The sequence below is a fragment of the Pseudomonas sp. BYT-1 genome (genome assembly GCF_023611805.1).
Classification (GTDB): Bacteria; Pseudomonadota; Gammaproteobacteria; order Pseudomonadales; family Pseudomonadaceae; genus Aquipseudomonas; species Aquipseudomonas guariconensis.
Window position 1 is genome coordinate 2434914 of the sequence record NZ_CP072559.1, and the last position, 23153, is coordinate 2458066.

Genomic DNA, 23153 nt, shown 5'->3' on the forward strand with positions numbered 1-23153 from the left:
ATTGGGGCTGCTTTTTGCAGCTTTTCGCGGGTCAACCCGCGAAGGGCCGCAAGGCGGCCCCAGTCGTTACTTGGCTGGCCCCGCCAACGGGCAATGCAGCGTCAGCTTCGCCCCGCCCAGCTCGCTGCTTCCCACCTCCAGCCGGAACCCATGCAGGTCGACGATCGCCGCGACGATCGACAGCCCCAGCCCGAACCCCGGGTGGCGATGGCCTTCCTCACTGCGATAGAAACGCTTCAACACTGCCGCGCGCTCTTGCTCCGGAATCCCCGGTCCACTGTCCTCGATGGCGATATACAGGCCGCTGGCATACTCACGCGCCTGGATCCGTACCTGTCCACCCTCCGGTGTGAACTTGATGCCGTTACCCACCAGATTGGCCAGCGCCTCGAACAGCAGTTCCCGGTCCCCGTGCAGCGCCGGCAACTGCACGGGCTGCTCCAGGGTCAGGCGGATGCCACCATCTTCGGCCAGCGGCAGGTAGAAGTCGAAGAGCTCCAGCAGCAAGGCGTGGGGATCGAGTTCGACGAACCCGGCGCGGCGCTGACGGTCTTCCAGTTCGCTGATGCGCAACAGTCCGCGAAAGCGCGCCATCAGCGTGTCGGTCTCGGCAATTGCCTGCTCCAAGGCCTGGGCCTCGGGCGCGTTGTCACCGCCTTGCTGGCGGATCCGGTAAAGCTGCGCACGCAGGCGAGTGAGCGGCGTGCGCAGATCATGGGCGATGTTGTCACAAACACCCTTGACCTCGTGCATCAACCGTTCGATGCGGTCGAGCATGGCATTGACGATGGCCGCCAGCATGTCCAGCTCGTCACGCCGCGCCGACAGCGGTAGGCGATGGGTGAGGTCACCTGCGACGATCAGCTCGGCCTGGGCCTGGATCGCCCTGATACGTTTGAGCGGTCGCCTGCGCAGCAGGTACCAACCGGCGAAACCGGGGATCAAGGTCAGGGAGATGCCCCAGAGCAAGGCATGCAGGATGATCCGTGTAACCACGAACAGCGAGCCGTTGTCGCGGACCAGCACCAACCAGCGTCCATCCTTGATGCGGATCGCCACGGCGTCGCAGCTGTCGCGGGGCAGGTGTGGGTCGTCGGCATCCAGGCATCGCTTGAGTTCGTGGACTTCGCCATCGAGCCCGAGCTCCGGTGGGATGAAGCGCACACGCCCGCCAATGGGGTTGAGCTGGGCGTCGAACAGGCCGTAGGCGTCGAAACCGCGCTCCTCGAACGCCTGGCTTGCGATCAGCGCATCGTCGAGCTGCTTGCCACTCATGTGGGAGAACAGGTGCTGGCGTTGCAGCATGGAGTGGCGGGTGAGCTTGTTCAGGTAGCTTGAGACCTCGAAGTACAGCACCCCCATGAGGATGCTGCTCCAGGCCACGAACAGGAAGCTGTACAGCGCCAGCAGGCGGCTGGTGGAGGAGCTCCAGCCCTTAGACGGGTTCGGCAATGGCATAGCCGGAGCCCCGCACGGTACGGATGAGCGGGTTCTGGCCAGGCGGGTCGATCTTCTTGCGCAGGCGACCGATGTGCACGTCGATCAGGTTGGTGCCAGGGTCGAAGTGGTAGCCCCAGACTTCTTCGAAAATCATCATCCGGGTGATGACCTGGCCGGCATGGCGCATCAGGTATTCCAGCAGCTTGTATTCGGTGGGTAGCAGGTTGAGGGTCTGCTCGCCGCGGCGCGCTTCGTGGCTGATCAGGTCCAACTCGAGGTCGGCGACCTGCAGACGGGTCTGGGTCACCGGCACGCTGTTGCGGCGCAGCAGTACTTCGACCCGTGCGGCCATCTCGTCGGAGGCGAACGGCTTGGTCAGGTAGTCGTCGCCGCCGGCGCGCAAGCCGCGCACGCGCTCGTCGACATCGGAGAGGGCGCTGATCATCAGGATAGGGGTGGCGATCTTGAGGTTGCGCAGGGTGGTGACGATGGTCAACCCATCGACCTCGGGCAACATGCGATCCAAGGTGATCAGGTCGTAGCCTCCACCGATGGCCTTGGACAGGCCTTCACGGCCATTGTCGGCCCAGTCCACTTCCAGGCCATGGCTGGACAGTTCGGCGACGATCTCCTGGGCGGTGACGGCGTCGTCTTCGATGGTCAGTACGCGGGGCATGCTAGTACCTGGGCAGCGATTGGAGGCTTGATTGTGCCAAAGAATAGACATTGCGCGATTTAAGAAAAATTCATTTGCTGCATCAAGACCTGATCGGCCTGAGTCTGCGGGGCCGAGATCCCCCTTTGACCTTGGTGAACGGGCGCACCGCCAAAGGCGGGTATGGAAAATGAAAACGGGGCATGCCATTGCTGGCATGCCCCGTTTTTCAAGGGGAGGACGGAGCCTCAGGCGACCTTGACGATCCAGCCGGCTGGCGCTTCGACGTCGCCGCTCTGGATGCCGGTCAGCTCGTTGTAGAGCTTCTGGGTGACCGGGCCGACTTTTTCCAGGTCGTGGAAGACGTGCAGCTTGCCGTTGTACTCGATCCCGCCGATCGGCGTGATGACTGCGGCGGTACCGCAGGCGCCGGCTTCGACGAAGCGATCGAGGTTGTTGATCTCGACATCGCCTTCGACCACTTTAAGGCCCAGGCGCGAGGCGGCCAGTTCCATCAGCGACAGACGGGTGATGCCCGGCAGGACGGAGGCCGATTTCGGGGTGACGAACTCGTTGTCCTTGGTGATGCCGAAGAAGTTGGCCGAACCGACTTCCTCGATCTTGCTGTGGGTCAGCGGGTCCAGGTAGATGGCATCGGCGAAGTTGTTCTTCTTCGCTTCGGCACCTGGCATCAGGCTGGCCGCATAGTTGCCACCGACCTTGGCGGCGCCGGTACCTTGCGGGGCGGCGCGGTCATAGCTGGAGATGGTGAAGTTGTGCGGTTTCATGCCGCCTTTGAAGTACGAGCCGACCGGGATGGCGAAGATCGAGAAGATGAACTCCGGCGCGGTGCGCACGCCGATGTTGTCGCCGGTGCCGATGACGAACGGACGCAGGTAAAGGGCGCCTTTGCCGTGCGGTGGTACGAAGCGCTCGTTGGCCTTGACCACTTGCTTGCAGGCCTCGATGAACACATCGGTCGGCACTTGCGGCATCAGCAGCCGGGCGCAGCTGCGCTGCATGCGGGCGGCGTTCTGGTCAGGGCGGAACAGATTGATCGAGCCGTCCTTGCAACGATAGGCCTTCAGGCCTTCGAAGCATTGCTGGCCATAGTGCAGGGCGGTGGAGCCTTCACTGATGTGCAGCACGTTGTCTTCGGTCAGGGTGCCTTTGTCCCACTCGCCGTTGCGCCATACGGACAGGTAGCGCTTGTCGGTCTTGATATAGTCGAAGCCCAGCTTGTCCCAGTTAATGCTCTCGTTACTCATGACACCCTCTTGTATTGCCTAGGGCCTGATCGCTCAGGCTGCTTTTATATGCGCACCTCGCCACGATAATACATCCGCCGCGGATCCGAAACGTCCAGTCATGAATTGCCCAGACGGGCGACCGGCTGGTCAGCCCTTGCGACGACGTGGTGCGCTGAATCTTTTCATCCAGCCTCAAGCGAAGAGTTGGCCCGTTACCTGCTATGTCCCTGCCAAAGAATTTGATCAAGTGGTCAGGCCTGCAGGGCATCCAGCGCTGCTTCTGACCCGCTTCACGGCCGCAAGGCCGCGTGTTTTCGGGGGCTTGTGGATGTCGTTGGCGCAGCGCAAGGAACAACTCGAGCAGCAACCTGGCTGGAGCGCCTGTCTCCAACTGCGCTTCATCCAGTGCGAAGGGGTGACCCGCCTTGGTGCGCGGCGGCACTTCGGTCCTCTTTTGGTGCAGCGTCCGTTCCATCCCGAAGGTGCACCCTGTCATGTCTATGTCCTGCATCCGCCAGGTGGCATCGTCGCCGGTGACCGGCTGGAATTGGAGGTTCATCTAGAACCTGGCAGCCACGCACTGCTGACCATGCCGGGGGCGAGCAAGTTCTACCGCAGCATCGGGCCTACGGCACGGCTCACGCAGCGGTTCCACCTGGCGGCGGGCAGCACGCTGGAATGGCTGCCCCAGGACAGCATCTTCTTCAGTGGCGCGCGAGCCAGGCTCGACAGCCGCTTCACGCTCGAGCCCGGTGCACGGTTGCTGGCCTGGGAAACCCTGTGCCTGGGGCGACCGGTCATGGGCGAGCGCTTCGAGCAGGGCGCACTCGATAGCAGCCTGTGCATCGAACTGGCAGATGACCCTGGGCTGCAGGAGCGGCTGCGCATCGAAGCCGGGGGGTTGGACAAGCTTGGCGGCTACCCGCTGGTCGCTACGTTTTGCGCAGCGCCCGCCAATCCAGCGCTGCTCGAGCGCGTGCGCCAGGCACTGGAGGGCTTGGGCAATCCTGCTGGCGCCACCTTGCTGGGGCCCTTGCTGGTGATCCGCCTGCTCGACCATGACAACCAACACCTGCAATCCACCCTGCAGCGCCTCTGGCACCTGCTGCGTCCGGCTGTCCTCGGCCTGGCGCCGTGCCCGCCGCGCATCTGGGCCACCTGAGAGAGAGGCCATGGAGCTGACCCCAAGAGAGAAAGACAAACTGCTGTTGTTCACCGCAGCGTTGCTGGCCGAGCGGCGCCTGGCCCGTGGCTTGAGGCTCAACTACCCGGAGGCGGTGGCGCTGATCAGCGCCGCTGTGCTCGAAGGCGCCCGTGATGGGCGCAGTGTCGCCGAGCTGATGAGCCTGGGCCGTGAAGTACTGGGGCGGGCGCAGGTAATGGAGGGCGTGGCCGAGATGCTCCACGACGTTCAGGTCGAGGCGACCTTTCCCGACGGCACCAAGCTGGTGACCGTGCATGACCCCATCGTCTGAGGAGCCGAGCATGATCCCCGGAGAAATCCAGGTCGCTGACGGCGACATCGAACTCAACAAGGGCCGCCCGACTGTCAGCGTCAGCGTGGCCAACCATGGCGACCGTCCGGTGCAGGTCGGATCGCACTACCACTTCTACGAGGTCAATGATTGCCTGGTCTTCGAGCGTGAGGTGGCCCGGGGCTATCGCCTGGATATCCCGGCCGGCACCGCCGTGCGTTTCGAGCCTGGGCAGGCCCGTACCGTTCAGTTGGTCGCCTACGCCGGCAAGCGGGAGGTGTACGGCTTCCAGGGCAGGGTCATGGGCGCACTGGAGGGCAGGGTATGAGTCGGATATCCCGGCAGGCCTATGCCGACATGTTCGGCCCGACGGTCGGCGACCGTGTGCGCCTGGCCGATACCGCCCTGTGGGTCGAGGTGGAAAAGGACTTCACCGTATACGGTGAAGAGGTCAAGTTCGGTGGTGGCAAGGTTATCCGCGATGGCATGGGCCAGGGCCAGATGCTCGCCGCCGAGGCGATGGACCTGGTGCTGACCAACGCCTTGATCATCGATCACTGGGGCATCGTCAAGGCCGATATCGGCGTGCGTCATGGGCGTATCGCCGCGATCGGCAAGGCGGGCAATCCGGATGTCCAGCCAGGGGTCACCGTCCCCGTCGGGCCGGGCACCGAAGTGATCGCTGCCGAGGGCAAGATCATCACTGCCGGTGGCATCGACTCGCACATCCACTTCATCTGCCCGCAACAGGTAGAGGAAGCCTTGATCAGTGGCGTCACCACGTTCATCGGGGGCGGCACCGGGCCGGCCACCGGCACCAATGCCACCACCTGCACGCCCGGCCCCTGGTACTTGGCGCGCATGCTCCAGGCCGCCGACAGCCTGCCGATCAACATCGGCTTGTTGGGCAAAGGCAATGCTTCGCGGCCCGAAGCCTTGCAGGAGCAGATCGCCGCCGGAGCGGTGGGCCTGAAACTGCACGAAGACTGGGGCTCCACGCCGGCTGCCATCGACTGCTGCCTGGGCGTGGCCGAGGCGCTGGACATCCAGGTGGCGATCCACACCGACACGCTCAATGAGTCCGGGTGTATCGAAGACACCCTGGCCGCCATCGGTGATCGCACCATCCACACCTTCCACACCGAAGGTGCCGGGGGCGGTCATGCGCCGGACATCATCCGCGCAGCCGGGCAGGCCAATGTATTGCCCTCTTCGACCAACCCGACGCTGCCCTATACCGTGAACACCGTCGACGAACACCTGGACATGCTCATGGTCTGCCATCACCTGGACCCGAGCATTGCCGAGGATGTGGCCTTCGCCGAGTCGCGCATACGCCGCGAGACCATTGCCGCCGAGGATATCCTCCATGACATGGGGGCTTTCGCGATGACCTCTTCGGACTCACAGGCCATGGGCCGGGTGGGCGAGGTGGTGCTGCGCACCTGGCAAGTGGCGCACCAGATGAAGCTGCGCCGCGGGCCGTTGTCGCCTGACAGCGATTACAGCGACAACTTCCGGGTCAAGCGCTACATCGCCAAGTACACCCTCAACCCGGCCCTGACCCATGGCATCGCCCATGAGGTGGGATCGGTGGAGGTGGGCAAGCTTGCTGACTTGGTGCTCTGGTCGCCGGCCTTCTTCGCCGTCAAGCCGGCCTTGGTGCTCAAGGGCGGAATGATCGTCACGGCGCCGATGGGCGATATCAATGGCTCGATTCCCACGCCGCAACCTGTGCATTACCGGCCGATGTTCGGCGCACTCGGCGCGGCCCGGCAGGCCACGCGCATGACCTTCCTGCCGCAATTGGCCATGGACAGGGGCCTGGCCGAGACACTTGGTCTGCGCAGTCTGATCGGTGTGGCCCGCGGCTGTCGGCGGGTACGCAAGGCCGACATGGTCCACAACAGCCTGCAACCGCTTATCGAGGTAGATGCCCAGACTTATCAGGTGCGCGCCGACGGCGAGCTGCTGGTGTGCGAACCGGCCCGCGAACTCCCGTTGGCCCAGCGTTATTTTCTGTTCTGAGGAAAACCCATGATTGTCCTGACCCGTCGACTCAACGAAGTAGGCCCTGTGACCGGCACCGTTACCCTGGACGTGGATTGCCGCATCAAAAGCCGCCTGCGTATCACCCTGGACGACGGCCGAGAGGCAGGCCTGATGCTTGAGCGTGGTCACCTGCTGCGTGGCGGCGAGCTGCTCGGTGACGCCGAAGGTCACCATGTAGTGCAAGTGCTTGCCGCGCCCGAGCAGGTGTCCACGGTGCGTTGCACCGACCCGCTGCTGCTGGCCCGCGCGGCCTACCACCTGGGCAACCGCCATGTGCCGTTGCAGATCGAACCTGGCCTGCTGCGTTTCCAGCACGATCATGTCCTGGACGAGATGCTGCGCGGCCTGGGCTTGAGCGTGGTGACCGAACAGGCGCCTTTCGAACCTGAAGCTGGGGCCTACCAGAGCGCGCCCCATCATCACGGCCACGACCATCAGTTCGTGCGCTTGCCTGCCTATTGCTGAGCCATCTTGGGAGTTTTCAATGAAAAAGACGTTAGCCGTTGTCCTGCTGCTGGTGGCCCTGCCGGCCTTCGCCCACCCTGGTCACGACAGTAGCCCCTTGCGCGACGGCCTGTTGCATCCACTGACCGGTCTCGATCATCTGTTGATGTTGCTGGGCACCGGTGTGCTGGCGGCCCTGACGCGCCGAAGCCTGGGCCTGCCGCTGGCCACCTTGGCGGCGATGGTTGGTGGGGCGGTGTGCGGTCATCTGGTTGGTGACGTGCTGGGTATGGAAGCGATGATCGCCGTGTCGGTATGGGTGATCGCAGGCGCCTTGTTGCTGCCCAGTCGGCAAAGGCTGCTGGCAGTGATCATGCCGATGTTCGCCCTGTTCCATGGCTGGGCCCATGGCGTGGAGGCTACACCCAGCGCATTCTGGCTGTTCGGCTCAGGTTTCGTTCTCGTCAGCACGCTGCTGCTGGCAGTGGGATTTGCCGTCGGCTGCCTGTTGCGTCGTCACACGGGCCTGCAGAAGGCCGTCGGTGGGGGGATGCTGGCGGGGGCGGCCTTGGTGCTGGCCGGTTGATGGACGTCGACCTCGCGCTGCTGCGCCTACTGCAACTGGCCAGTCCAGGCCTGCCGGTAGGCGGTTTCACCTACTCCCAGGGGTTGGAGTGGGCCGTGGAGGCCGGTTGGGTGCGCGACACTGCAACCTTCGCTGCCTGGCAACGCGAGCAATTGAACGACACCCTCGGCTACCTCGACTGGCCAGTGTTGGCGCGGCTCTATCACGCCTGCCAGGCAAATGATGCCGGCGCCTTCGCGCATTGGAGCCGCTTCGTGCTGGCCAACCGTGAGACTGCCGAGTTGCGGCTGGAAGAACAGCAGCGTGGCAGTGCGCTGGCGCGGCTGCTCGATGGCTGGCAGCTGGGGCAGGCCCCGGACTGGCGGGCCAGTCTCGACCTGAGCCAACTGAGCGGCATGGCCTGGCTTGGCGTGCATTGGTCCATCCCGTTGCGTCAGTTGGCCTTGGGCCACGGCTTTGCCTGGCTCGAAAGCGCGGTGATGGCCGGGGTCAAGCTGGTGCCGTTCGGCCAGCAGGCGGCCCAGACGCTACTGCGCGACCTGGGGCAGGCGCTGCCTGCCGTGCTCGATCGCGCCCTGGCGCTGGACGATGACCAGCTCGGCGGCAGCCTGCCGCGGCTCGCCATTGCCTCTTCCTGTCATGAAATCCAATACACCCGTTTGTTCCGTTCTTGAGGAAGACCTTCATGCAAAGTCATCAAAACCCCCTGCGCGTCGGCGTCGGCGGACCGGTCGGCTCCGGCAAGACCGCATTGCTCGAAGCCTTGTGCAAGGCCATGCGTGACCACTACCAACTCGCGGTCGTGACCAACGACATCTACACCAAGGAGGATCAGCGCATCCTCACCGAGGCCGGTGCCTTGGAGCCTGAGCGTATTGTCGGGGTGGAGACCGGTGGTTGTCCGCATACGGCGATCCGCGAAGACGCCTCGATGAACCTGGCTGCCGTAGAGGCGCTGACGCGTAAGTTTGGCAATCTCGATGCGATCTTCGTCGAAAGCGGAGGCGACAACCTCAGTGCGACATTCAGTCCGGAACTCGCTGACCTGACGATTTATGTCATCGATGTCGCCGAAGGCGAGAAGATTCCCCGCAAAGGAGGGCCAGGCATCACCAAGTCGGATTTCCTGGTGATCAACAAGACCGATCTGGCGCCTCATGTCGGTGCTTCGCTGGAGGTGATGGAGCGCGATACCCGACGCATGCGCCCCGAGCGACCGTGGACTTTCAGCAATCTGAAGAAGGGTGAGGGGTTGCAGGCGGTGATCGATTTCATCGTAGAGCGTGGGATGTTGGGAGGTGGCGCTCCTTGAGTGTGGCCCAATGGTCGAACGAGGCTGGTGGCCAGATCAGCGTCGTCAGAGTGAGTTTGAAGGTGACTCGCCCCATCAGCGCAGTCGCTGGAATGCGAAGAGAGCTGAACGATGTCTTGAGGGCAGGCGTAGGACGGCGCTCGAACGCGACATCGATTCAGCGTAATGACCGAGTAGATTTCCTGGTGCTAGAGGGGGCGTTGCCAGACGACAGTGGGCGTAGGTGAAGGACGAGATCCCTCACCGGTCGGCAGGCAGATCATGACGGTTCGCCTGCTTCATCGACGTCAGAAACACACGAGAAAACGATATGAAAAAACGTGCCGTAATCGCTCTGTTGTTCACCGCGGGCCTGACCCCGTTCGCCCACAGCACCGAGTCCGCCCCTGGGGCCGCTACGCCGTCTCCAATTGTCCAGACCGGCGTCATCGCCGGCGATGCCCTGCTCAGCTATTGGGATTTCGGGCCAGAGTGCCCGGAGGGCACGGGCTGGACCGAAGTCGGGCACTGCCAGCCTTACTGGGACTTCGATTGACCCGGAGGTCTCGAGCGGTTCAGAGGCCTTTGCGTGCGTCGCTCGGATGACCCTGCAATGAGCCTTCGAGCTTGAGCGTCGCGCCATCGACCAGAGTCAACACCAGATCCTCGATGGTGCCGGCCAGTCGATCCGCAAAGATCGGCTGGCCATCCGGGTCAAGGTCGTCATAGTAGAACCGAGTACCCTCCAGCCAGCCGACGGCGGTGTTGAGGTCGGTGTCGAGATAGTACTTTCCATCGAGGAAGAAACCCGTGAATTGCCAGGTACGCTCCTCGTTATCGACGGTGTAGCGTTCGCCTGGTTGCATGCCGGTTGCGGGATCGAGCATGGTGCAGCCCTCCTTGAGTGGATGTCGGGTAGAAAACGCAAACCTCGTAGAGGTTCCTTACACAAGACAGAAGTACGTCTGACTGCGATCGAATGGAATCGCTGGCAGCGTACGCAGTCCACCTGTCAGGTGGCGTGTTCTGCAGGTAAGACGTCCGTTGTTCCAAACCAAGGAGAAATCACATGAAAGCACTGGTAATGACCGCCTTGCTGGTCACCGCCGGCCTTGCTCAGGCCGACCAGAAGGTGGAATTGCAGCTTGCCGGCCCGGACGGCCCAGGCAAGTCGATCGGGACGGTCACCCTCGAGCAGACCCCGTACGGGGCATTGCTCACCCCGGATCTTGCCGACCTGCCTCCGGGTGTGCACGGCTTCCACTTGCACCAGCGCCCTACATGCGACGCGGCCGAGGAGAACGGCAAGTCCGTGCCGGCCGGCGCCGCCGGGGGCCACTGGGATCCGGCGGCGACCAACGCTCACAAAGGCCCGTACGACGCAGGCGGCCATCGCGGCGACTTGCCAGCGTTGTATGTCGGTGCCGACGGCAAGGCTACGACTCCAGTTTTGGCACCTCGACTCAAGGTGGACGATTTCAAGGAGCATGCCCTGATGGTGCATGCCGGTGGTGACAACCACAGCGACCATCCTGAGAAACTGGGCGGTGGCGGCGCCCGGGTAGCGTGCGGGGTGGTGCAGTAAGCGCATCCCAGGTATACGCGATGTGATGTCGTAACCGCCCTGAACAGCCAGGGCTTTTCGGAGGGGCCGCTCTGCGGCCCTTTTGCGCGTCACACGTTTAACCTCACGGCTGCGCTCGTGCCATGAAAAATATCTTCAACCCATAGGCAAATCCTTGCTCACCCACGCGCCTGTGGGCCCAGCGCTAAGGTAAGGTGGCAGGAAAAATCCGCTACGCCGCATGCGGCGTCAGAGAGGTACCTGTGGCTTCCTATACCTTGCGTCAACTCAAGTATTTCGTCACCACCGTGGAGGCCGGCAGCGTCGCCGAGGCATCGCGCCAGCTGTACATCGCGCAGCCGTCGATCTCCACGGCCATCAAAAGCCTGGAAGAGAGCTTCGGCGTCCAGTTGTTCATCCGCCACCATGCCCAGGGCGTTTCGCTGACCCCCAGCGGCAAGCGCTTCTATGCCAAGACCAAGGCGCTGCTGCAGATGACCCACGAGTTCGAGCAGAACGCCTTGGCCGACAACGACACCGTGGCCGGGCAGATCGATATCGGCTGCTTCGAGACGGTGGCGCCGCTGTATCTGCCCAGGTTGATCGCAGGCTTTCGTGAGCGTTATCCGGGCGTGGACATCCGCCTGCGCGATGGCGAGCAGCAGGACCTGATCCAGGGCCTGACCGCCGGCACATTCGATCTGGCTTTTCTCTACGACCATGACCTGGACGGCACCATCGAAGCCGAGCCATTGATGCCGCCGCAAAAGCCCTACGTGCTGCTTCCTGAAAAGCACCGCTTCGCAGGTCAGGCTCAGGTGTCGCTGCGTGACTTGTGCCCGGAGCCGATGATCCTGCTCGATGTCGCGCCGAGCCGCACCTATTTCGTCAGCCTGTTCAACGAGATGGGCCTGACGCCGAACATTGTCTTCAGTTCGCCATCGATCGAGATGGTGCGGGGGATGGTTGGGCAGGGTTTCGGGTTTTCGTTGCTGGTGACCCGGCCACATTCCGAATACACCTACGATGGACAGCGGCTGGTGACGCTGGACATCGCCGAGCCGGTGGCCCTGTCGGGGCTGGCGGCGGCGCGGTTGAAGCGGGTCCAACTGACCAAACCTGCGCAATTGTTCGTCGAGTTCTGCCGGGAGGAACTGGCCAAGCTTTGAGCTTCCATGAGCCCTGAACGGGCAAGCCCGCTCCCCAAGGCCTTGTCGCCTGAGGGGAGCGGGCTTGCCCGCAAGGGGGCTGCAAAGCAACCCCGCAAACGCCAGGGTGTTACGCCTGGTCCGGCACCACGGCGATCACATCGATCTCCATCAGCCATTCAGCCTGGGCCAGGCCCGCCACCACCAGTCCGGTGGAGATCGGGAACACGCCTTTGAGCCATTTGCCGACTTCCTGATACACCGGCTCACGGAAGCGGGGGTCGGTGATGTAGGTGGTGGTCTTGACGATGTGCGACATGTCCGAACCGGCTTCTTCAAGCAGCTGCTTGACGTTCTTCATCGCTTGCTCGGCTTGGGCACGAGGATCGCCCAGGCCTACCAGACGACCTTCGAAGTCGGTACCGACCTGGCCGCGCACATAGATCGTGTTGCCGGCACGCACTGCCTGGCAGAGGTCGTTGTCCAGCGACTGATTGGGGTAGGTCGCCTTGGTGTTGAACATGCGGATACGGGTATGGGTAGGCATCAGTGCGCTCCGAGGGTGCTGACTTTCTGGATCGAGGTTGGGGACTGCTCGGCATCCGCTTCACGCTGTTCGCGATCGCGGTAGGCCTGGTATGTGCGTTGGGTGGCGATGTGGCCGGCCACATGCTTGGCGTCGTGCCAGACGCCCCAGATGAATGATGAGCCGCGGCGCGACAGCCAGGGCAGGCCGAGGAAGTACACACCCGGCTCGCGGGACACGCCGCGCTGGTGCAGCGGCTTGCCGTTGGCATCGAAGGTGTCGACCTGCAGCCAGCTGAAATCCACGCCGTAGCCGGTGGCCCAGATGATGGTGTTGACGCCGGCCTTGGCCAGGTCGAGCTCGCGCAGCGGGTGGCTGACGCATTCAGGATCGGGCAGACGCTTGCGGGCTTCTGGCTCCTGCGGCAGGTCCAAGCCGTTACGCTCGATGTAGGCATCGGCGGCATCCAGCAGGGCCAGGTAGTTCTCATCGCCACGGCGGATGTTGTCGGCAAGGTCGTCCTGGAAGCGCACCACGCCGTTCTCGAACGACTGGGTCAGGCCGACCAACGTCATGCCTTGGTGGGCGAGGGCGCGGAAGTCCACGGTATGGCCACCGCGGGCACCACTGACGGCGATGGTCACGTGTTCGCGGCCCGGTTTGGCGATCTCGGCGTCCCATTCGCCCAGCACACCCAGCCACCAGCAGAAGTCGCGGTTGCGGTAGGACCGTGGCGGACGGTCATGGGCCCCGACCGAGAGGTACACCTGGCGCCCGGCGCGCATCAGCTCTTCGGCGATCTGCACGCCGGAGGAGCCAGCGCCCACCACCAGCACAGCGCCTTCGGGCAGTTGCTCGGGGTTGTAGTAGGCGGCCGAGTGGATTTGGTGCAGGCGCTCGTCCTTCGGGGCGATGGCCGGAATCACCGGGCGTTGGAAAGGACCGGTCGCGGCCACTACGCGGTTGGCACGGATCACGCCTTCGTTGGTTTCGATGGTGAAGCCTGGGCAGTCGGCGTTGCGTACCACCTTCTTCACTTCAATGCCGGTCCGTACGGGCAGGTTGTACTTGCGCACGTAGGTCTCGAAGTAGTCGGCGACCTGGTCCTTGCCGGCGAAGGCATCCGGGTCGAGGTCGAATTCCAGGCCCGGGAAGCGGTCGTGCCAGACCGGGCCGTTGGCCACCAACGAATCCCAGCGCCCGGTGCGCCAGGCCTCGGCGATGCGCTTGCGCTCCAGCACCAGGTGCGGCACGCCGAGTTTGCTCAGGTGTTCGCTCATGGCCACGCCAGCCTGGCCGGCGCCGACCACGAGAGTGTCGATTTCGATGTTGTTCAATGTCATGTCTGAGCCCTTCTTGGAAGGCGGTTTTATTCAGGTCGGTGGGGTACCGCCTTTGCCTGAGGCCAGACTAGGGATGTGCTTTGCAACGCGAAAATATTATTTAGCTAATGATTGCCTATAAATTACCGAAGGCCTTGATCGGCGCGGCGTTGAGCTATGTTTCCTGTTTATTTGAGTGCCGTTTTTATTGATGTTTTATGGCCTTAGTTTTTTCCTTTTCTGGTCCTAGGAAAAAGTTGGTTTCGTGGGTCAATGGCTTCTGCCCAGAATGCTCCCATTCGCGCGAAAAGTTGTTTTCGCTGTGCATTAGACAGACCCTCAGGAGCCACAGAACATGACCTTTTCCATCATCGGCCGTTGCCAGGAAACCGGCCAGCTCGGTATCGCCATCAGCTCATCGAGCATCGCAGTAGGCGCACGTTGTCCTTGGGTACGTGCAGGTGTCGGCGCGGTGGCCACGCAGAACATCACCTTGCCCGCGTTGGGCCCGCAAATACTCGATGCCCTGGAGCAAGGGCAACTGCCGGCGGCCGCGCTGGACCGGGTGCTCACGGCCAATGGCTGGAGCGAATACCGGCAGGTGACGGTGATCGACAGCCAGGGGCAGGTGGCATTGTTCACTGGCAAGGAAGCACTCGGCGTGCACAACGCAGTGGCCGGCGAGCAGTGCGCGGCAGCAGGCAATCTGTTGTCCTCGATCCAGGTGATCGAGGCCATGGTCGCGGCCTTCGAGCAAACGGCCGGGCACCTGGCCGATCGTCTGTTGGCTGCGATGCACGCGGCCATGGCCGCTGGCGGCGAAGCGGGGCCGGTGCATTCGGCAGCGATGAAGATTGCCGGTGAGCTGACCTGGCCGCTGGTAGACCTGCGGGTGGACTGGGCGGACGAGGACCCTATCGGCGCGCTGGACAAACTGTGGCAAGACTACCGCCCGCAGATGCAGGACTACGTGACCCGTGCGTTGAACCCAACCGCCGCGCCAAGCTATGGAGTGCCAGGCGATGAGTGAGTCGAGCAGTCGCGAACTGCTGGCCCGGCTGGTGGGATTTGCCACCGTCAGCCGCGAATCCAACCTGGAGCTGATCGGTTTCATTCGTGATTACCTGGCCGGGCTGGGTGTGGACTGCGAGCTTTTCCACAACGAAGAGGGCACCAAGGCCAACTTGTTCGCCACCATAGGCCCTAAGGACCAGGGTGGCGTGGTGTTGTCCGGGCACACCGATGTGGTGCCGGTCGATGGCCAGGCCTGGACAGTCAAGCCTTTCGCGTTGACCGAACGTGACGGGCGTCTGTACGGGCGCGGTACGGCGGACATGAAAGGTTTCATCGCTTCGGTGCTGGCGGCGGTGCCGGCGTTTCTCGCGCAGCCGTTGAAATGGCCGGTGCATCTGGCGTTTTCCTACGATGAGGAGGTCGGCTGCCTAGGCGTGCGCTCCATGCTGGCAGCCCTCGAGCAACGTCCCCACAAACCGCGCCTGTGCCTGATCGGCGAGCCTACCGAGCTCAAGCCAGTGCTGGGCCACAAAGGCAAGTTGGCCATGCGTTGCCAGGTGCACGGCGCCGCGTGCCATTCGGCGTACGCGCCCTATGGGGTCAATGCGATCGAATACGCCGCGCGCCTGATCGGCAAGCTCGGCGAGATCGGCGATGGCCTGGCGCGTCCCGAGCACCATGACGAACGCTTCGACCCGCCGTTTTCCACGGTGCAGACCGGCATGATCAAAGGGGGGCGGGCGCTGAACATCGTCCCGGCCGAGTGCGAGTTCGACTTCGAGGTGCGCGCCTTGCCGGGCTTCGAGGCCCAGGCCGTGGCCGACCAGTTGCAGACCTACGCCGAGGCCGAACTGCTGCCGCGCATGCGTGCGGTCAGCGCAGACAGTGACATTCGCCTGAAGCCGCTCAGTGCCTACCCTGGCCTGGCGACCCCGGCCGACAGCGAGGCGGCGCAACTGGTCGCGCTGCTCAGCGGCTCCGAGGAGTTTGGCACCGTGGCCTTTGGTACCGAGGGTGGGCTGTTCGATCAGGCGGGCATTGCGACGGTGGTCTGCGGGCCTGGCAGCATGGATCAGGGGCACAAGCCCGATGAGTTCATCAGTGTCGAGCAGTTGAAGGCCTGCGATGCCATGTTGCTTCGCCTGGTGCAGCACCTGAGCGCGGGTCGATGAGCCTTGGGGCGCGTGCGCCCCTTTCGCCGCGCCCCGAGGTGCAATCGATCAGAAGCTCGCCTTGACCTGCAGTCCCACCACCAACGCGTTGTCGATGCGTTGCCCGGAGAATGCGCCCGGCTCGATGATGTACTGCACATCCGGCCGCAGGTTCAGCCAGGGTGTGGCCTGGTAGCCGTAGCTCAGCTCGATCAGCTGTTCGGCGCTGTCCAGGTTGGGGAAGTCCTGGCCATCGGCCTGGGCGGCGTCCTCGAGTACATCGCGGCTACGGGGGTTGGGCACGGCGCGACCGTAGCCCAGCGCCAGGGTATCGCGCGGGCGCCCTTCGAACGGCTTGTACAGCACGACGCCTGCGCCATACCACTTGGTAAACGGCGAGGCCGCTTTGCTTGAGGCCGAATACTGGCCGAAGGCGTGCAAGCTTCGGCCCGGCAGGGCAGGGTCGTTCCACACCGCCTGGTCGATCAGCAGGTAATGGCCGCTGCGCCCGGACACTTGGTCATTGCGGCCGATGCGTTTGGCATCGGAGCTGTCGTAGTAGTAGCCGAGCTTGTACTCGCCAGGCAGTTGGCCTTGCAGCTTGTACACCAGCTCGACCGGGACCACGGTGCCGGTCGTGTGCTTGGGCCCCAGGTGCCAGGCGCGGCTGGCGTTGCCGTTGCTTTCGGGGTCGACGTTGAACGCTGCCACACGCACCTGCCAGGCTGGCGACAAGTCGTATTTGACCCTCACGCCCAGATGCGCGTTGGGGTAGTTGGTCCAACCACTGCCGCCGGACATGTTCAGCGGGTGGCCGCAGAAGCCGGCGTTCATGAAGTTGCACAGGATGCCGCTGTCGAGCCCGCCCAGGTCGTTGCCCATGGCCATGTAACCGAGCTTGACGTTGAGTGCCGGGGTGAACAGGGTGCGCTCGTAGCTGAGCTCGGTCAGGCGGGTGTAGAGGCCGCCGTAGTTTTCCTGGATCGGCAGGCGGTTGCCCACCAGGTCCTCGGAGGCGCTGTTGCCGCGGCGGTCGTTGACCGTCAGCTGGACCTTGCCAGCATTGTCCAGGCCGTACAGCTTCGAGAGGTCGAACTGTACGCCGAGCTTGAGGTTCTGCGAGTAGCGTGCCGAACGGTGCAGGCCACCGTGGGCGTTGTAGGCCGTTTCGCCGCTGTAGTCGCCGGTGAACCTGATGCCATCTTCCTCGAGCTGGTGGCGCAAGCCGCCCCAGTCACCGGTCAGGGTGTTGCGGGTCATCAGGTCGCCGTCGGCCATGGCGGTGGTGCTGGCCAGGGCCAGCGCAAGAGCGGGGGTGATGCGAATAACGCGGGGCATTACGGAGTCTCGGGTTGTCTGTGAGGGCCCGTTCGCCGGTCCCACAAAGGCTGCTCGGAGTCTTTGTGAGAACCGGCGAAGGGAGCGACGCGGTCTCGGTGGGGTAGGGTTTATCCGCGAAGAAGGCGGCGCGGTTTACGGCAGGGCATAGGCCATCACGTAGTCGCCACGGTCAGGGGATTGCCGCGCACCGCCGGCAGTGACCACTACATACTGCTTGCCGGTCTTGGGCGAGACGTAGGTCATCGGGCCGCCCTGGCTGCCGACGGGCAGGCGAGCCTTCCAGATCTCGTTGCCATTGCCGCTGTCGTAGGCGCGCAGGTAGAAGTCCTGAGTACCGGCGATGAACACCAGGCCGCCTTGGGTGGACAGCGTACCGCCGAGGGTCGGCAGGCCGATCTTGATCGGCAGGTGCATGCGGATACCGAGTGGGCCGGTGTCCTCGACAGTGCCGACCGGCACTTGCCAGGCGATCTGCTGGGTCTTCATGTCGATGGCGGTCAGGGTGCCGAAAGGCGGTGCCTGGCACGGAATACCGGCCACGGACAGGAAGCGGTTCTTGTTCACAGCATAAGGCGTGCCCTTGAGGGGAACGGCGCCCATGCCCGTGTTCAGCGCCTCGCCACCGGAGGTGGCCTGGCCTTTGTTCTGCGACGGGATCATCTGAATCCACAGACCCAGACGCATGTCGTTGACGAAGATAAAGCCATGTACTGGGTCGGTGGAGATGCTGCCCCAGTTCATGCCACCGAGCGAACCTGGGAAGCTCAGCGACAGGTCGGTGCCTGGCGCGGTGTACAGGCCGTCATAGCGCATCTTCTTGAAATCGATGCGGCACAGCAGTTGGTCATACGGGGTGGCGCCCCACATGTCCGATTCGGTCAGGGTCTGTGCACCGATCTGCGGCATGCCTACCGATTTGGGTTGGGTCGGGGAGTACGGCTCGTTAGGGATATTGCTCGGCTTGACCGGCACTTCGTCGACCTGGGTCAGCGGCTTGCCGGTCGCACGGTCGAGCACGTAGATCTGCCCGGCCTTGGTGCCGATCACCACCGCCGGGACGGTCTTGCCATCGTCCCGCGTGAAATCGATCAGGCTCGGCTGCATGGGCAGGTCGAAGTCCCACAGGTCGTTGTGCACGGTCTGGAACACCCATTTCTGGTTGCCGGTGGTGGCGTCCAAAGCCAGTACCGACGCGCCATAGGTGTGGTCCAGCTCGCTGCGCTCGACGCCGTAGAGGTCGGTGGAGGCGCTGCCCATCGGCAGGAAGACCGTGTTCATCGCCGGGTCATAAGACATCGGCGCCCAGCTGTTGGGGGTGCTGCGCACGTAGGTGCTGTCGCCTTGCGGGGCGTTGCGGTCCTCTGGATTGCCCGGGTCGAAGGCCCAGCGCATTTGCCCGGTGATCACGTCGAAGCCACGGATCACGCCGCCTGGCATGTCGGTCTGGACGTTGTCGGCCACCCGGCCGCCAACCACCACGGTGGTGCCGGCCATCAGAGGAGCGGAGGACAGCTGGTAGTAGGAATCCGGGACATCGCCCAGGCCGGCCTTGAGGTCGACCTGGCCGTTGTTGCCAAAGCCTTCGCAGAACGCGCCGGTGTCGGCATCGACGGCGATCAAGCGGCCATCGATGGTGTTAGTCAGCAGGCGGCGCTGGCAGTTGGCGCCAGCGGGCAGTTTGACGGCGGCGATCGGCGAGCTGTCGGGCTGGGTCGGCTGGGCGATCTGGGCGGTTGCGTCGAAGTAGGCCAGGCCGCGGCAACGCTGCCAGACCTTGGATTGGGCGTTGATCGCGTTCTTCCAGAGCTCCTTGCCGGTGTCCGCGTCCAGCGCGATGAGATTGTTGTGCGGGGTGCAGATGAATACCTTGTCGCCCACCTGCAGCGGGGTCAGCTGGTCTTCGGCACCGTTGCCGTCGCTCAGCGCCACATCGCCGGTGTGATAGGTCCAGGCGACCTTGAGTTCGTTCACGTTGTCACGATTGATCTGGTCCAGCGCGGCGAAGCGGCTGCCGCCTTCGGTATTGCCGTAGTGCGCCCAGTCTTTCTGTGCCTGGCCGGGTTCGACCGGGGTCATGCCAGGGCCTTTGCCGGTAGGGGCGACGCTTGGGTGAGCGACGAACATGTTGCCAACGCCAATCGCCAAGGCGACGGCCAGCACGCCGGCCACGGCGTAGGCACCACGGCCGCTGCTGCCACCGCTGGCGCGCACCAGCATCGGATAGACCAGCGTCACGACCAGGCCGATAGCCGAGAACATGAACAACCGCGAGAACAGCGGCCAGAACGCCAAGCCTGCATCGAGCACGGCCCAGACCGCCGTACCGACCAGGAAAGCGGCGAACAGCCAGGCACCGGCGGGCTTGCGGCGGGCGATGAGCCCGCCGGCCATGGCCATGGCCAGGCCGCCGAGCAGGAAGTACCAAGAACCGCCAAGGATGGCTAGCTTGACGCCGCCGACGGCCAGAAGCAGGCCGAGCAGGGCGATGATCACGCCGAGCCCGACCAGGATGAAGGTTGAGGCGCCAGAGGCGCGAGGTGTTTGTGTCATTGCCAGGGATCTCGCAGGTGGGACTGCGCGCAGTTTAGGCCCTTAGCAAGCTAATTAACAAGTTAGTACATTATTTTTCAGGTCAGATTGTCGCAGGGCCGGAACTCTCCAATAACGCTTAAAAGCTTAGATCATGAACGAAAAATCGCTGAAACAGCGTCTACCCAAGCGCCTCGGGTGATCAGTGTGAAACCGTTGATTCGGCGCGGCGAAGCCCTTCCATGAGGCATCTGAGGGCTGTCTTGACACGTTCTGCCGCCTTTTGTGGGTCGTCCTGGGCAATCACCCACATACCGCTGTCGCCCATGGCGCCGTTGATCAGATGCGCCATGGCCACCGGGTCGAAGTCACGCAGCACCCCAGCGTGCTGCAGCTCCATCAATCCGGCGGCCATGGGGCCGATGTAGCTTTCTTCCTCGAGTTCGCGCAGGCGGGGGCCGAGTACGGCGGGAGCATCCTGCAGCAGGATGCGGCGCAGGGCGGGATCATGTAGCAAGTCGTAGTAGTGCAGACAGGTGTCCAGGTAGCCCTCCCAAGGATCGGTATGGGTGGCGAAACGCTCATCGAGCGCTTGGTTGATCTCGTCGAGCAGGTGCGTCACCACGGCGGTGAACAGCCCGGCCTTGCCGCCGAAATGGTGATGCAAGGCGCCCCGGGTCAGGTCAGCCTCGGCGCACAGTTCGTCCATGACCACGGCGGTGAAGCCTTTTTCCGCGAATTGACGGCGGGCAACAGCGATCAAACGCTCGGTGGTTTCGGCGCTCATGGCGGCTCGGGTTCGGCGAGGGGCGGGCATCGGCAGCTCCTGGGAGATAACAGTGGACGCAAATTAGCATACGTTGCGTATGTCAATAAGGGGTATTAGCATACGCGGCGTATGCTAATTGGAGGTTTGTCCCATGTCCGCGTCCCTGCAGCACCCTCAACGTACATGGCTTGCCGAATTGCCGGGCTTGCTGCGCCTGGCTTTGCCGCTGGTGCTGGGACTCTCGGCCAGTGAGCTGATCAGCTTGACCGACACCCTGATGCTGGCCTCGCTGGGGACGCTGGTACTGGCCTGTGTTTCGCTCACGGCCAGCGCCGGGTTGATCTTCCACGCTGGGCTCTACGGCATGCTCGCCACCCTCAGTGTGCGGGTGGGCCATGCCTTCGGTGCCGGCGATGCCGAGGGCGTGGCACGCACACTGCGTGCGGGGCTGGGTTACGGCCTGTTGGTCGGCACCCTCGGCTGCCTGGCGATGCTGGGCAGCCTGCCGGTGCTGCAATGGGCCGGCGTGCCGTTGCCGGACGTAAAGGTACTGGCGCCGTACTGGCAGGCGATGGCGGTGTTCTTGATTCCGTTCTGCCTGGCCGTGGTGTTCAAGGACGTGCTGGAGGCCGTCGGTCGCCCGTGGGCCGCGGTGTTGGTGGTGATGAGTGCGGTCGTGTTCAACGTGCCCTTGAGCTACGGCCTGATCCACGGACATTTCGGCTTGCCGGCCCTGGGCTTGTTGGGCGCCGGTATCGCCAGCGTGCTGGCCGAATCCCTGGCTGTGCTGCTGGCATTTGCCTATTGGCGTCTGGCGCCTTCGCTATCGGTCTACCGGCGAGCCTCCCTGGGCCCCCGGTTGGCCTGGCGCACGCTGATGGGAGAGGGCTGGCCGCTGGGGCTGGGCTACCTGGCCGAGGCTGGCGCCGTGGTGATCGCGGCCTGGATGCTCGGCTGGCTGGGCACGGCGGCGCTGGCCGCCAATCAGGTGGTGCAGTCGATCGGCTCGTTGCTGTACATGCTGCCGTTGGGCATGGCCGCGGCGGTGAGCATCCGCATCAGCCAGGCCCAGGGCCAAGGCCAGCGTGCGCGTATCAAGGCCATTGGCAGCGCCACCTTCATCAGTGTCAGCGCCTGGATGGTGGCCAGTACCCTGCTGCTGATGGTGTTTGGCCGGGCGATCGCCGAGGCCATGAGTGACGACCCGCAGGTGATCGCCATCGCGGTGCCGATGTTCGTGGTGGTCGCGACCATGCAGATCGCCGATGGTTTGCAGTCCACAGCTTTGGGAGCCCTGCGCGGATTGCAGGACTACCGCTGGCCGGTGGGCGTGACCTTGGTCAGCTATTGGCTGTTGGCATTGCCGCTCAGCTACGCCCTGGCGTTCCATTCGCCGTTGGGGCCGGTCGGGGTCTGGGTCGGTTTTGCCTGCGGCCTGGCGGTGGCGGCGTTGCTGCTGCCTTGGCGCTTCTACCAGTTGCAGGGTGGCCCGACAGAGGGGGTTCAGCCTCAGTTGCCGTAGAACACTGCCAGCCAGACCGTCGCCACACCGGCCTCGGTCCACTCCACCCGGTGCCGGCAATGGGGCGGGATATCCAGATGATCGCCGGGGCGCAGCACCCGCTCGTGGGGCTCATGCTCAAGCCTGAGCCCGGCGCTGCCGGTGAGCAGCAGTACCCATTCACCTTCGACCTGGTCGTACCAGAAGCCAGGCGGGCTGGCCTGGCCACTGGAGACGATGCGCTCGATGCGCAGACCCGGCCGGCGCAGAAGCTCGTCGAACTGCTCGCTCGCCTGGGGGGCGAGCGGAGGAAGGGCCGTGAACAGGTTTTCGGGCATTGGGGCCTCGCGTGCTAAGCCAGTGAGGCCCCTGAGTGTAGATCGGCTCAGCGCCCCAGTGGCAGCGCCACGCCGATCAGCGCGAACAGCGTCCCGCAGCAGCGATTGAAGCCACGCCCCCCCTTGGCCAGCCAAGGGCGCACGCGAAAGGCCAGGCGCGCCAGCAGGTATTCGACCACGAACTCCACGCTGGCAAAGGTCGCCGCCATGATCACGAACTGCATCGCCAGACCGCGTTGAGGGTCGATGAACTGCGGCAAAAAGGCGCCATAGAACAACAACACCTTGGGGTTGGCCATGGCCGACAGAAAGCCCTGGCGGAACAGCCCGCGGTTGCCCAGACGCGTGGCGCCCTCAGCAAGCTCCAGGCGCATCGCCGGGCTACGCCAGAGCTGAATGCCCAGCCACAAGAGATAGGCCCCACCGACCCATTTGAGCACCTGCAGCAGCGAGGCTGAGGTATGCAGCAGGGCACTGAGGCCGAACATCGCCAAGGCAATCAGCGCGCTGAATCCGAACACGCCTCCCACGATGGTGTACAGGGTGCGACGGGCGCCATAGAGCGCGCCGTGGGTCAGGGCCAGCAGGCTGTTCGGGCCAGGGGTCAGGGACAAGCCAATGCTGGCCAGCAGATAGATGAGCCAAATATCCAGCGCCATGGAGAAAGCCTTTGGGGGTGAAGAGCGCCAGTCTAGGGTAAGCGTCGAGATTGCTAAGGTAATATCTGGACTTTCTGCGGTTATCTTTGGACGTGCCC

At 63.8% G+C, this 23153-nt stretch carries 23 protein-coding genes and 2 pseudogenes; 14 read left to right on the forward strand and 11 right to left on the reverse strand.

Annotated elements, in window-relative coordinates; translation table 11 throughout:
* Window positions 1–66 precede the first annotated feature (66 nt).
* From J5X93_RS11180 to J5X93_RS11190, 3 genes are all read right to left on the reverse strand, one after another.
* Window positions 67–1458, reverse strand: coding sequence for a sensor histidine kinase (locus tag J5X93_RS11180; RefSeq protein ID WP_102082587.1), 1392 nt, complete (start codon window positions 1456–1458; stop codon window positions 67–69).
* Window positions 1436–2116: a response regulator transcription factor gene (locus tag J5X93_RS11185; RefSeq protein ID WP_043211335.1), complete on the reverse strand. Its 681-nt coding sequence runs from the start codon at window positions 2114–2116 to the stop codon at window positions 1436–1438. Before J5X93_RS11185 ends, J5X93_RS11180 begins: the two co-directional genes overlap by 23 nt.
* A gap of 227 nt (window positions 2117–2343) precedes the next feature.
* Window positions 2344–3363: a branched-chain amino acid aminotransferase gene (locus tag J5X93_RS11190; protein WP_070574590.1), complete on the reverse strand. Its 1020-nt coding sequence runs from the start codon at window positions 3361–3363 to the stop codon at window positions 2344–2346.
* Between the two features lie 310 nt (window positions 3364–3673).
* Here J5X93_RS11190 and J5X93_RS11195 point away from each other — a divergent pair, with 310 nt between their 5' ends.
* From J5X93_RS11195 to J5X93_RS11235, 9 genes are all read left to right on the forward strand, one after another.
* Window positions 3674–4507 carry an urease accessory protein UreD gene (locus J5X93_RS11195; protein ID WP_182940963.1) on the forward strand — a complete coding sequence of 278 codons (834 nt, stop codon included), beginning with the start codon at window positions 3674–3676 and terminating at the stop codon, window positions 4505–4507.
* Window positions 4508–4517: 10 nt separating this feature from the next.
* A complete protein-coding gene (locus tag J5X93_RS11200) occupies window positions 4518–4820 on the forward strand; it encodes an urease subunit gamma (protein ID WP_043211330.1) in 303 nt (100 codons plus the stop codon).
* Between the two features lie 10 nt (window positions 4821–4830).
* Entirely contained in the window at window positions 4831–5148 is a 318-nt protein-coding gene (locus J5X93_RS11205; RefSeq protein ID WP_043211329.1) for an urease subunit beta, read from the forward strand.
* Window positions 5145–6848: an urease subunit alpha gene (gene ureC, locus J5X93_RS11210; protein WP_043211328.1), complete on the forward strand. Its 1704-nt coding sequence runs from the start codon at window positions 5145–5147 to the stop codon at window positions 6846–6848. Before J5X93_RS11205 ends, ureC begins: the two co-directional genes overlap by 4 nt.
* Window positions 6849–6857: 9 nt before the next feature.
* A complete protein-coding gene (gene ureE / locus J5X93_RS11215) occupies window positions 6858–7337 on the forward strand; it encodes an urease accessory protein UreE (RefSeq protein WP_182940960.1) in 480 nt (159 codons plus the stop codon).
* 19 nt (window positions 7338–7356) lie between these two features.
* Complete coding sequence (locus tag J5X93_RS11220; RefSeq protein ID WP_043211325.1) at window positions 7357–7902, forward strand: HupE/UreJ family protein; 546 nt, start codon at window positions 7357–7359, stop codon at window positions 7900–7902.
* Window positions 7902–8576: an urease accessory protein UreF gene (locus J5X93_RS11225; protein WP_070574603.1), complete on the forward strand. Its 675-nt coding sequence runs from the start codon at window positions 7902–7904 to the stop codon at window positions 8574–8576. Before J5X93_RS11220 ends, J5X93_RS11225 begins: the two co-directional genes overlap by 1 nt.
* A gap of 11 nt (window positions 8577–8587) precedes the next feature.
* Window positions 8588–9214 (forward strand): urease accessory protein UreG, encoded by a 627-nt coding sequence (ureG, locus tag J5X93_RS11230; RefSeq protein WP_182818858.1) that lies wholly within the window; start codon window positions 8588–8590, stop codon window positions 9212–9214.
* 310 nt (window positions 9215–9524) lie between these two features.
* Window positions 9525–9749, forward strand: a complete 225-nt coding sequence (locus J5X93_RS11235; protein WP_182940957.1) for a hypothetical protein — start codon at window positions 9525–9527, stop codon at window positions 9747–9749.
* Between the two features lie 67 nt (window positions 9750–9816).
* Here the strand turns inward: J5X93_RS11235 and J5X93_RS11240 are convergent.
* Window positions 9817–10080, reverse strand: a pseudogene (locus tag J5X93_RS11240) (short chain dehydrogenase); the annotation flags it as partial.
* A 182-nt stretch (window positions 10081–10262) separates the two neighbouring features.
* Between J5X93_RS11240 and sodC the strand changes: the two are divergent.
* Both sodC and J5X93_RS11250 read left to right on the forward strand, forming a co-directional pair.
* Window positions 10263–10778 carry a superoxide dismutase family protein gene (gene sodC / locus J5X93_RS11245; RefSeq protein ID WP_182940954.1) on the forward strand — a complete coding sequence of 172 codons (516 nt, stop codon included), beginning with the start codon at window positions 10263–10265 and terminating at the stop codon, window positions 10776–10778.
* Window positions 10779–11020: 242 nt separating this feature from the next.
* Complete coding sequence (locus J5X93_RS11250; protein ID WP_043211318.1) at window positions 11021–11926, forward strand: LysR family transcriptional regulator; 906 nt, start codon at window positions 11021–11023, stop codon at window positions 11924–11926.
* A gap of 109 nt (window positions 11927–12035) precedes the next feature.
* On the opposite strand, the gene J5X93_RS11255 is transcribed toward J5X93_RS11250, so the two are convergent.
* Both J5X93_RS11255 and J5X93_RS11260 read right to left on the reverse strand, forming a co-directional pair.
* Window positions 12036–12452 carry a RidA family protein gene (locus J5X93_RS11255; RefSeq protein WP_043211317.1) on the reverse strand — a complete coding sequence of 139 codons (417 nt, stop codon included), beginning with the start codon at window positions 12450–12452 and terminating at the stop codon, window positions 12036–12038.
* Window positions 12452–13808: pseudogene (locus J5X93_RS11260) on the reverse strand (flavin-containing monooxygenase). The gene J5X93_RS11255 and the pseudogene J5X93_RS11260 overlap by 1 nt, the downstream one beginning before the upstream one ends.
* Before the next feature lie 300 nt (window positions 13809–14108).
* Between J5X93_RS11260 and J5X93_RS11265 the strand changes: the two are divergent.
* Window positions 14109–14783 (forward strand): DUF1028 domain-containing protein, encoded by a 675-nt coding sequence (locus tag J5X93_RS11265; protein WP_043211313.1) that lies wholly within the window; start codon window positions 14109–14111, stop codon window positions 14781–14783.
* Window positions 14776–15939, forward strand: coding sequence for an acetylornithine deacetylase (gene argE / locus J5X93_RS11270; RefSeq protein ID WP_182940950.1), 1164 nt, complete (start codon window positions 14776–14778; stop codon window positions 15937–15939). Before J5X93_RS11265 ends, argE begins: the two co-directional genes overlap by 8 nt.
* A gap of 48 nt (window positions 15940–15987) precedes the next feature.
* Here the strand turns inward: argE and J5X93_RS11275 are convergent, their stop codons facing one another.
* The 3 genes from J5X93_RS11275 to J5X93_RS11285 all read right to left on the reverse strand — a co-directional run bounded on the left by J5X93_RS11275 (window position 15988) and on the right by J5X93_RS11285 (window position 20605).
* Window positions 15988–17256 carry a carbohydrate porin gene (locus J5X93_RS11275; protein ID WP_043211311.1) on the reverse strand — a complete coding sequence of 423 codons (1269 nt, stop codon included), beginning with the start codon at window positions 17254–17256 and terminating at the stop codon, window positions 15988–15990.
* Between the two features lie 135 nt (window positions 17257–17391).
* Window positions 17392–19809 (reverse strand): glucose/quinate/shikimate family membrane-bound PQQ-dependent dehydrogenase, encoded by a 2418-nt coding sequence (locus J5X93_RS11280; protein WP_182940947.1) that lies wholly within the window; start codon window positions 19807–19809, stop codon window positions 17392–17394.
* Window positions 19810–19990: 181 nt separating this feature from the next.
* A complete protein-coding gene (locus J5X93_RS11285; protein WP_043211308.1) occupies window positions 19991–20605 on the reverse strand; it encodes a TetR/AcrR family transcriptional regulator in 615 nt (204 codons plus the stop codon).
* A 103-nt stretch (window positions 20606–20708) separates the two neighbouring features.
* On the opposite strand from J5X93_RS11285, the gene J5X93_RS11290 reads away from it, so the two are divergent.
* Complete coding sequence (locus J5X93_RS11290) at window positions 20709–22079, forward strand: MATE family efflux transporter (RefSeq protein WP_182818869.1); 1371 nt, start codon at window positions 20709–20711, stop codon at window positions 22077–22079.
* Here J5X93_RS11290 and J5X93_RS11295 read toward each other — a convergent pair.
* Both J5X93_RS11295 and J5X93_RS11300 read right to left on the reverse strand, forming a co-directional pair.
* A complete protein-coding gene (locus tag J5X93_RS11295; RefSeq protein ID WP_182940944.1) occupies window positions 22067–22396 on the reverse strand; it encodes a cupin domain-containing protein in 330 nt (109 codons plus the stop codon). The genes J5X93_RS11290 and J5X93_RS11295 overlap by 13 nt on opposite strands.
* Before the next feature lie 47 nt (window positions 22397–22443).
* Entirely contained in the window at window positions 22444–23055 is a 612-nt protein-coding gene (locus J5X93_RS11300) for a LysE family translocator (RefSeq protein ID WP_182818872.1), read from the reverse strand.
* Between the last annotated feature and the right edge of the window lie 98 nt (window positions 23056–23153).

Bases quoted from the DNA above. Each gene is read 5' to 3' on its own strand.
- J5X93_RS11180 (WP_102082587.1), bottom strand. From the start codon at position 1,458: ATGCCATTGCCGAACCCGTCTAAGGGCTGGAGCTCCTCCACCAGCCGC.
- J5X93_RS11185 (WP_043211335.1), bottom strand. From the start codon at position 2,116: ATGCCCCGCGTACTGACCATCGAAGACGACGCCGTCACCGCCCAGGAG.
- J5X93_RS11190 (WP_070574590.1), bottom strand. From the start codon at position 3,363: ATGAGTAACGAGAGCATTAACTGGGACAAGCTGGGCTTCGACTATATC.
- J5X93_RS11195 (WP_182940963.1), top strand. From the start codon at position 3,674: ATGTCGTTGGCGCAGCGCAAGGAACAACTCGAGCAGCAACCTGGCTGG.
- J5X93_RS11200 (WP_043211330.1), top strand. From the start codon at position 4,518: ATGGAGCTGACCCCAAGAGAGAAAGACAAACTGCTGTTGTTCACCGCA.
- J5X93_RS11205 (WP_043211329.1), top strand. From the start codon at position 4,831: ATGATCCCCGGAGAAATCCAGGTCGCTGACGGCGACATCGAACTCAAC.
- ureC (WP_043211328.1), top strand. From the start codon at position 5,145: ATGAGTCGGATATCCCGGCAGGCCTATGCCGACATGTTCGGCCCGACG.
- ureE (WP_182940960.1), top strand. From the start codon at position 6,858: ATGATTGTCCTGACCCGTCGACTCAACGAAGTAGGCCCTGTGACCGGC.
- J5X93_RS11220 (WP_043211325.1), top strand. From the start codon at position 7,357: ATGAAAAAGACGTTAGCCGTTGTCCTGCTGCTGGTGGCCCTGCCGGCC.
- J5X93_RS11225 (WP_070574603.1), top strand. From the start codon at position 7,902: ATGGACGTCGACCTCGCGCTGCTGCGCCTACTGCAACTGGCCAGTCCA.
- ureG (WP_182818858.1), top strand. From the start codon at position 8,588: ATGCAAAGTCATCAAAACCCCCTGCGCGTCGGCGTCGGCGGACCGGTC.
- J5X93_RS11235 (WP_182940957.1), top strand. From the start codon at position 9,525: ATGAAAAAACGTGCCGTAATCGCTCTGTTGTTCACCGCGGGCCTGACC.
- sodC (WP_182940954.1), top strand. From the start codon at position 10,263: ATGAAAGCACTGGTAATGACCGCCTTGCTGGTCACCGCCGGCCTTGCT.
- J5X93_RS11255 (WP_043211317.1), bottom strand. From the start codon at position 12,452: ATGCCTACCCATACCCGTATCCGCATGTTCAACACCAAGGCGACCTAC.
- J5X93_RS11265 (WP_043211313.1), top strand. From the start codon at position 14,109: ATGACCTTTTCCATCATCGGCCGTTGCCAGGAAACCGGCCAGCTCGGT.
- argE (WP_182940950.1), top strand. From the start codon at position 14,776: ATGAGTGAGTCGAGCAGTCGCGAACTGCTGGCCCGGCTGGTGGGATTT.
- J5X93_RS11275 (WP_043211311.1), bottom strand. From the start codon at position 17,256: ATGCCCCGCGTTATTCGCATCACCCCCGCTCTTGCGCTGGCCCTGGCC.
- J5X93_RS11280 (WP_182940947.1), bottom strand. From the start codon at position 19,809: ATGACACAAACACCTCGCGCCTCTGGCGCCTCAACCTTCATCCTGGTC.
- J5X93_RS11285 (WP_043211308.1), bottom strand. From the start codon at position 20,605: ATGCCCGCCCCTCGCCGAACCCGAGCCGCCATGAGCGCCGAAACCACC.
- J5X93_RS11290 (WP_182818869.1), top strand. From the start codon at position 20,709: ATGTCCGCGTCCCTGCAGCACCCTCAACGTACATGGCTTGCCGAATTG.
- J5X93_RS11295 (WP_182940944.1), bottom strand. From the start codon at position 22,396: ATGCCCGAAAACCTGTTCACGGCCCTTCCTCCGCTCGCCCCCCAGGCG.
- J5X93_RS11300 (WP_182818872.1), bottom strand. From the start codon at position 23,055: ATGGCGCTGGATATTTGGCTCATCTATCTGCTGGCCAGCATTGGCTTG.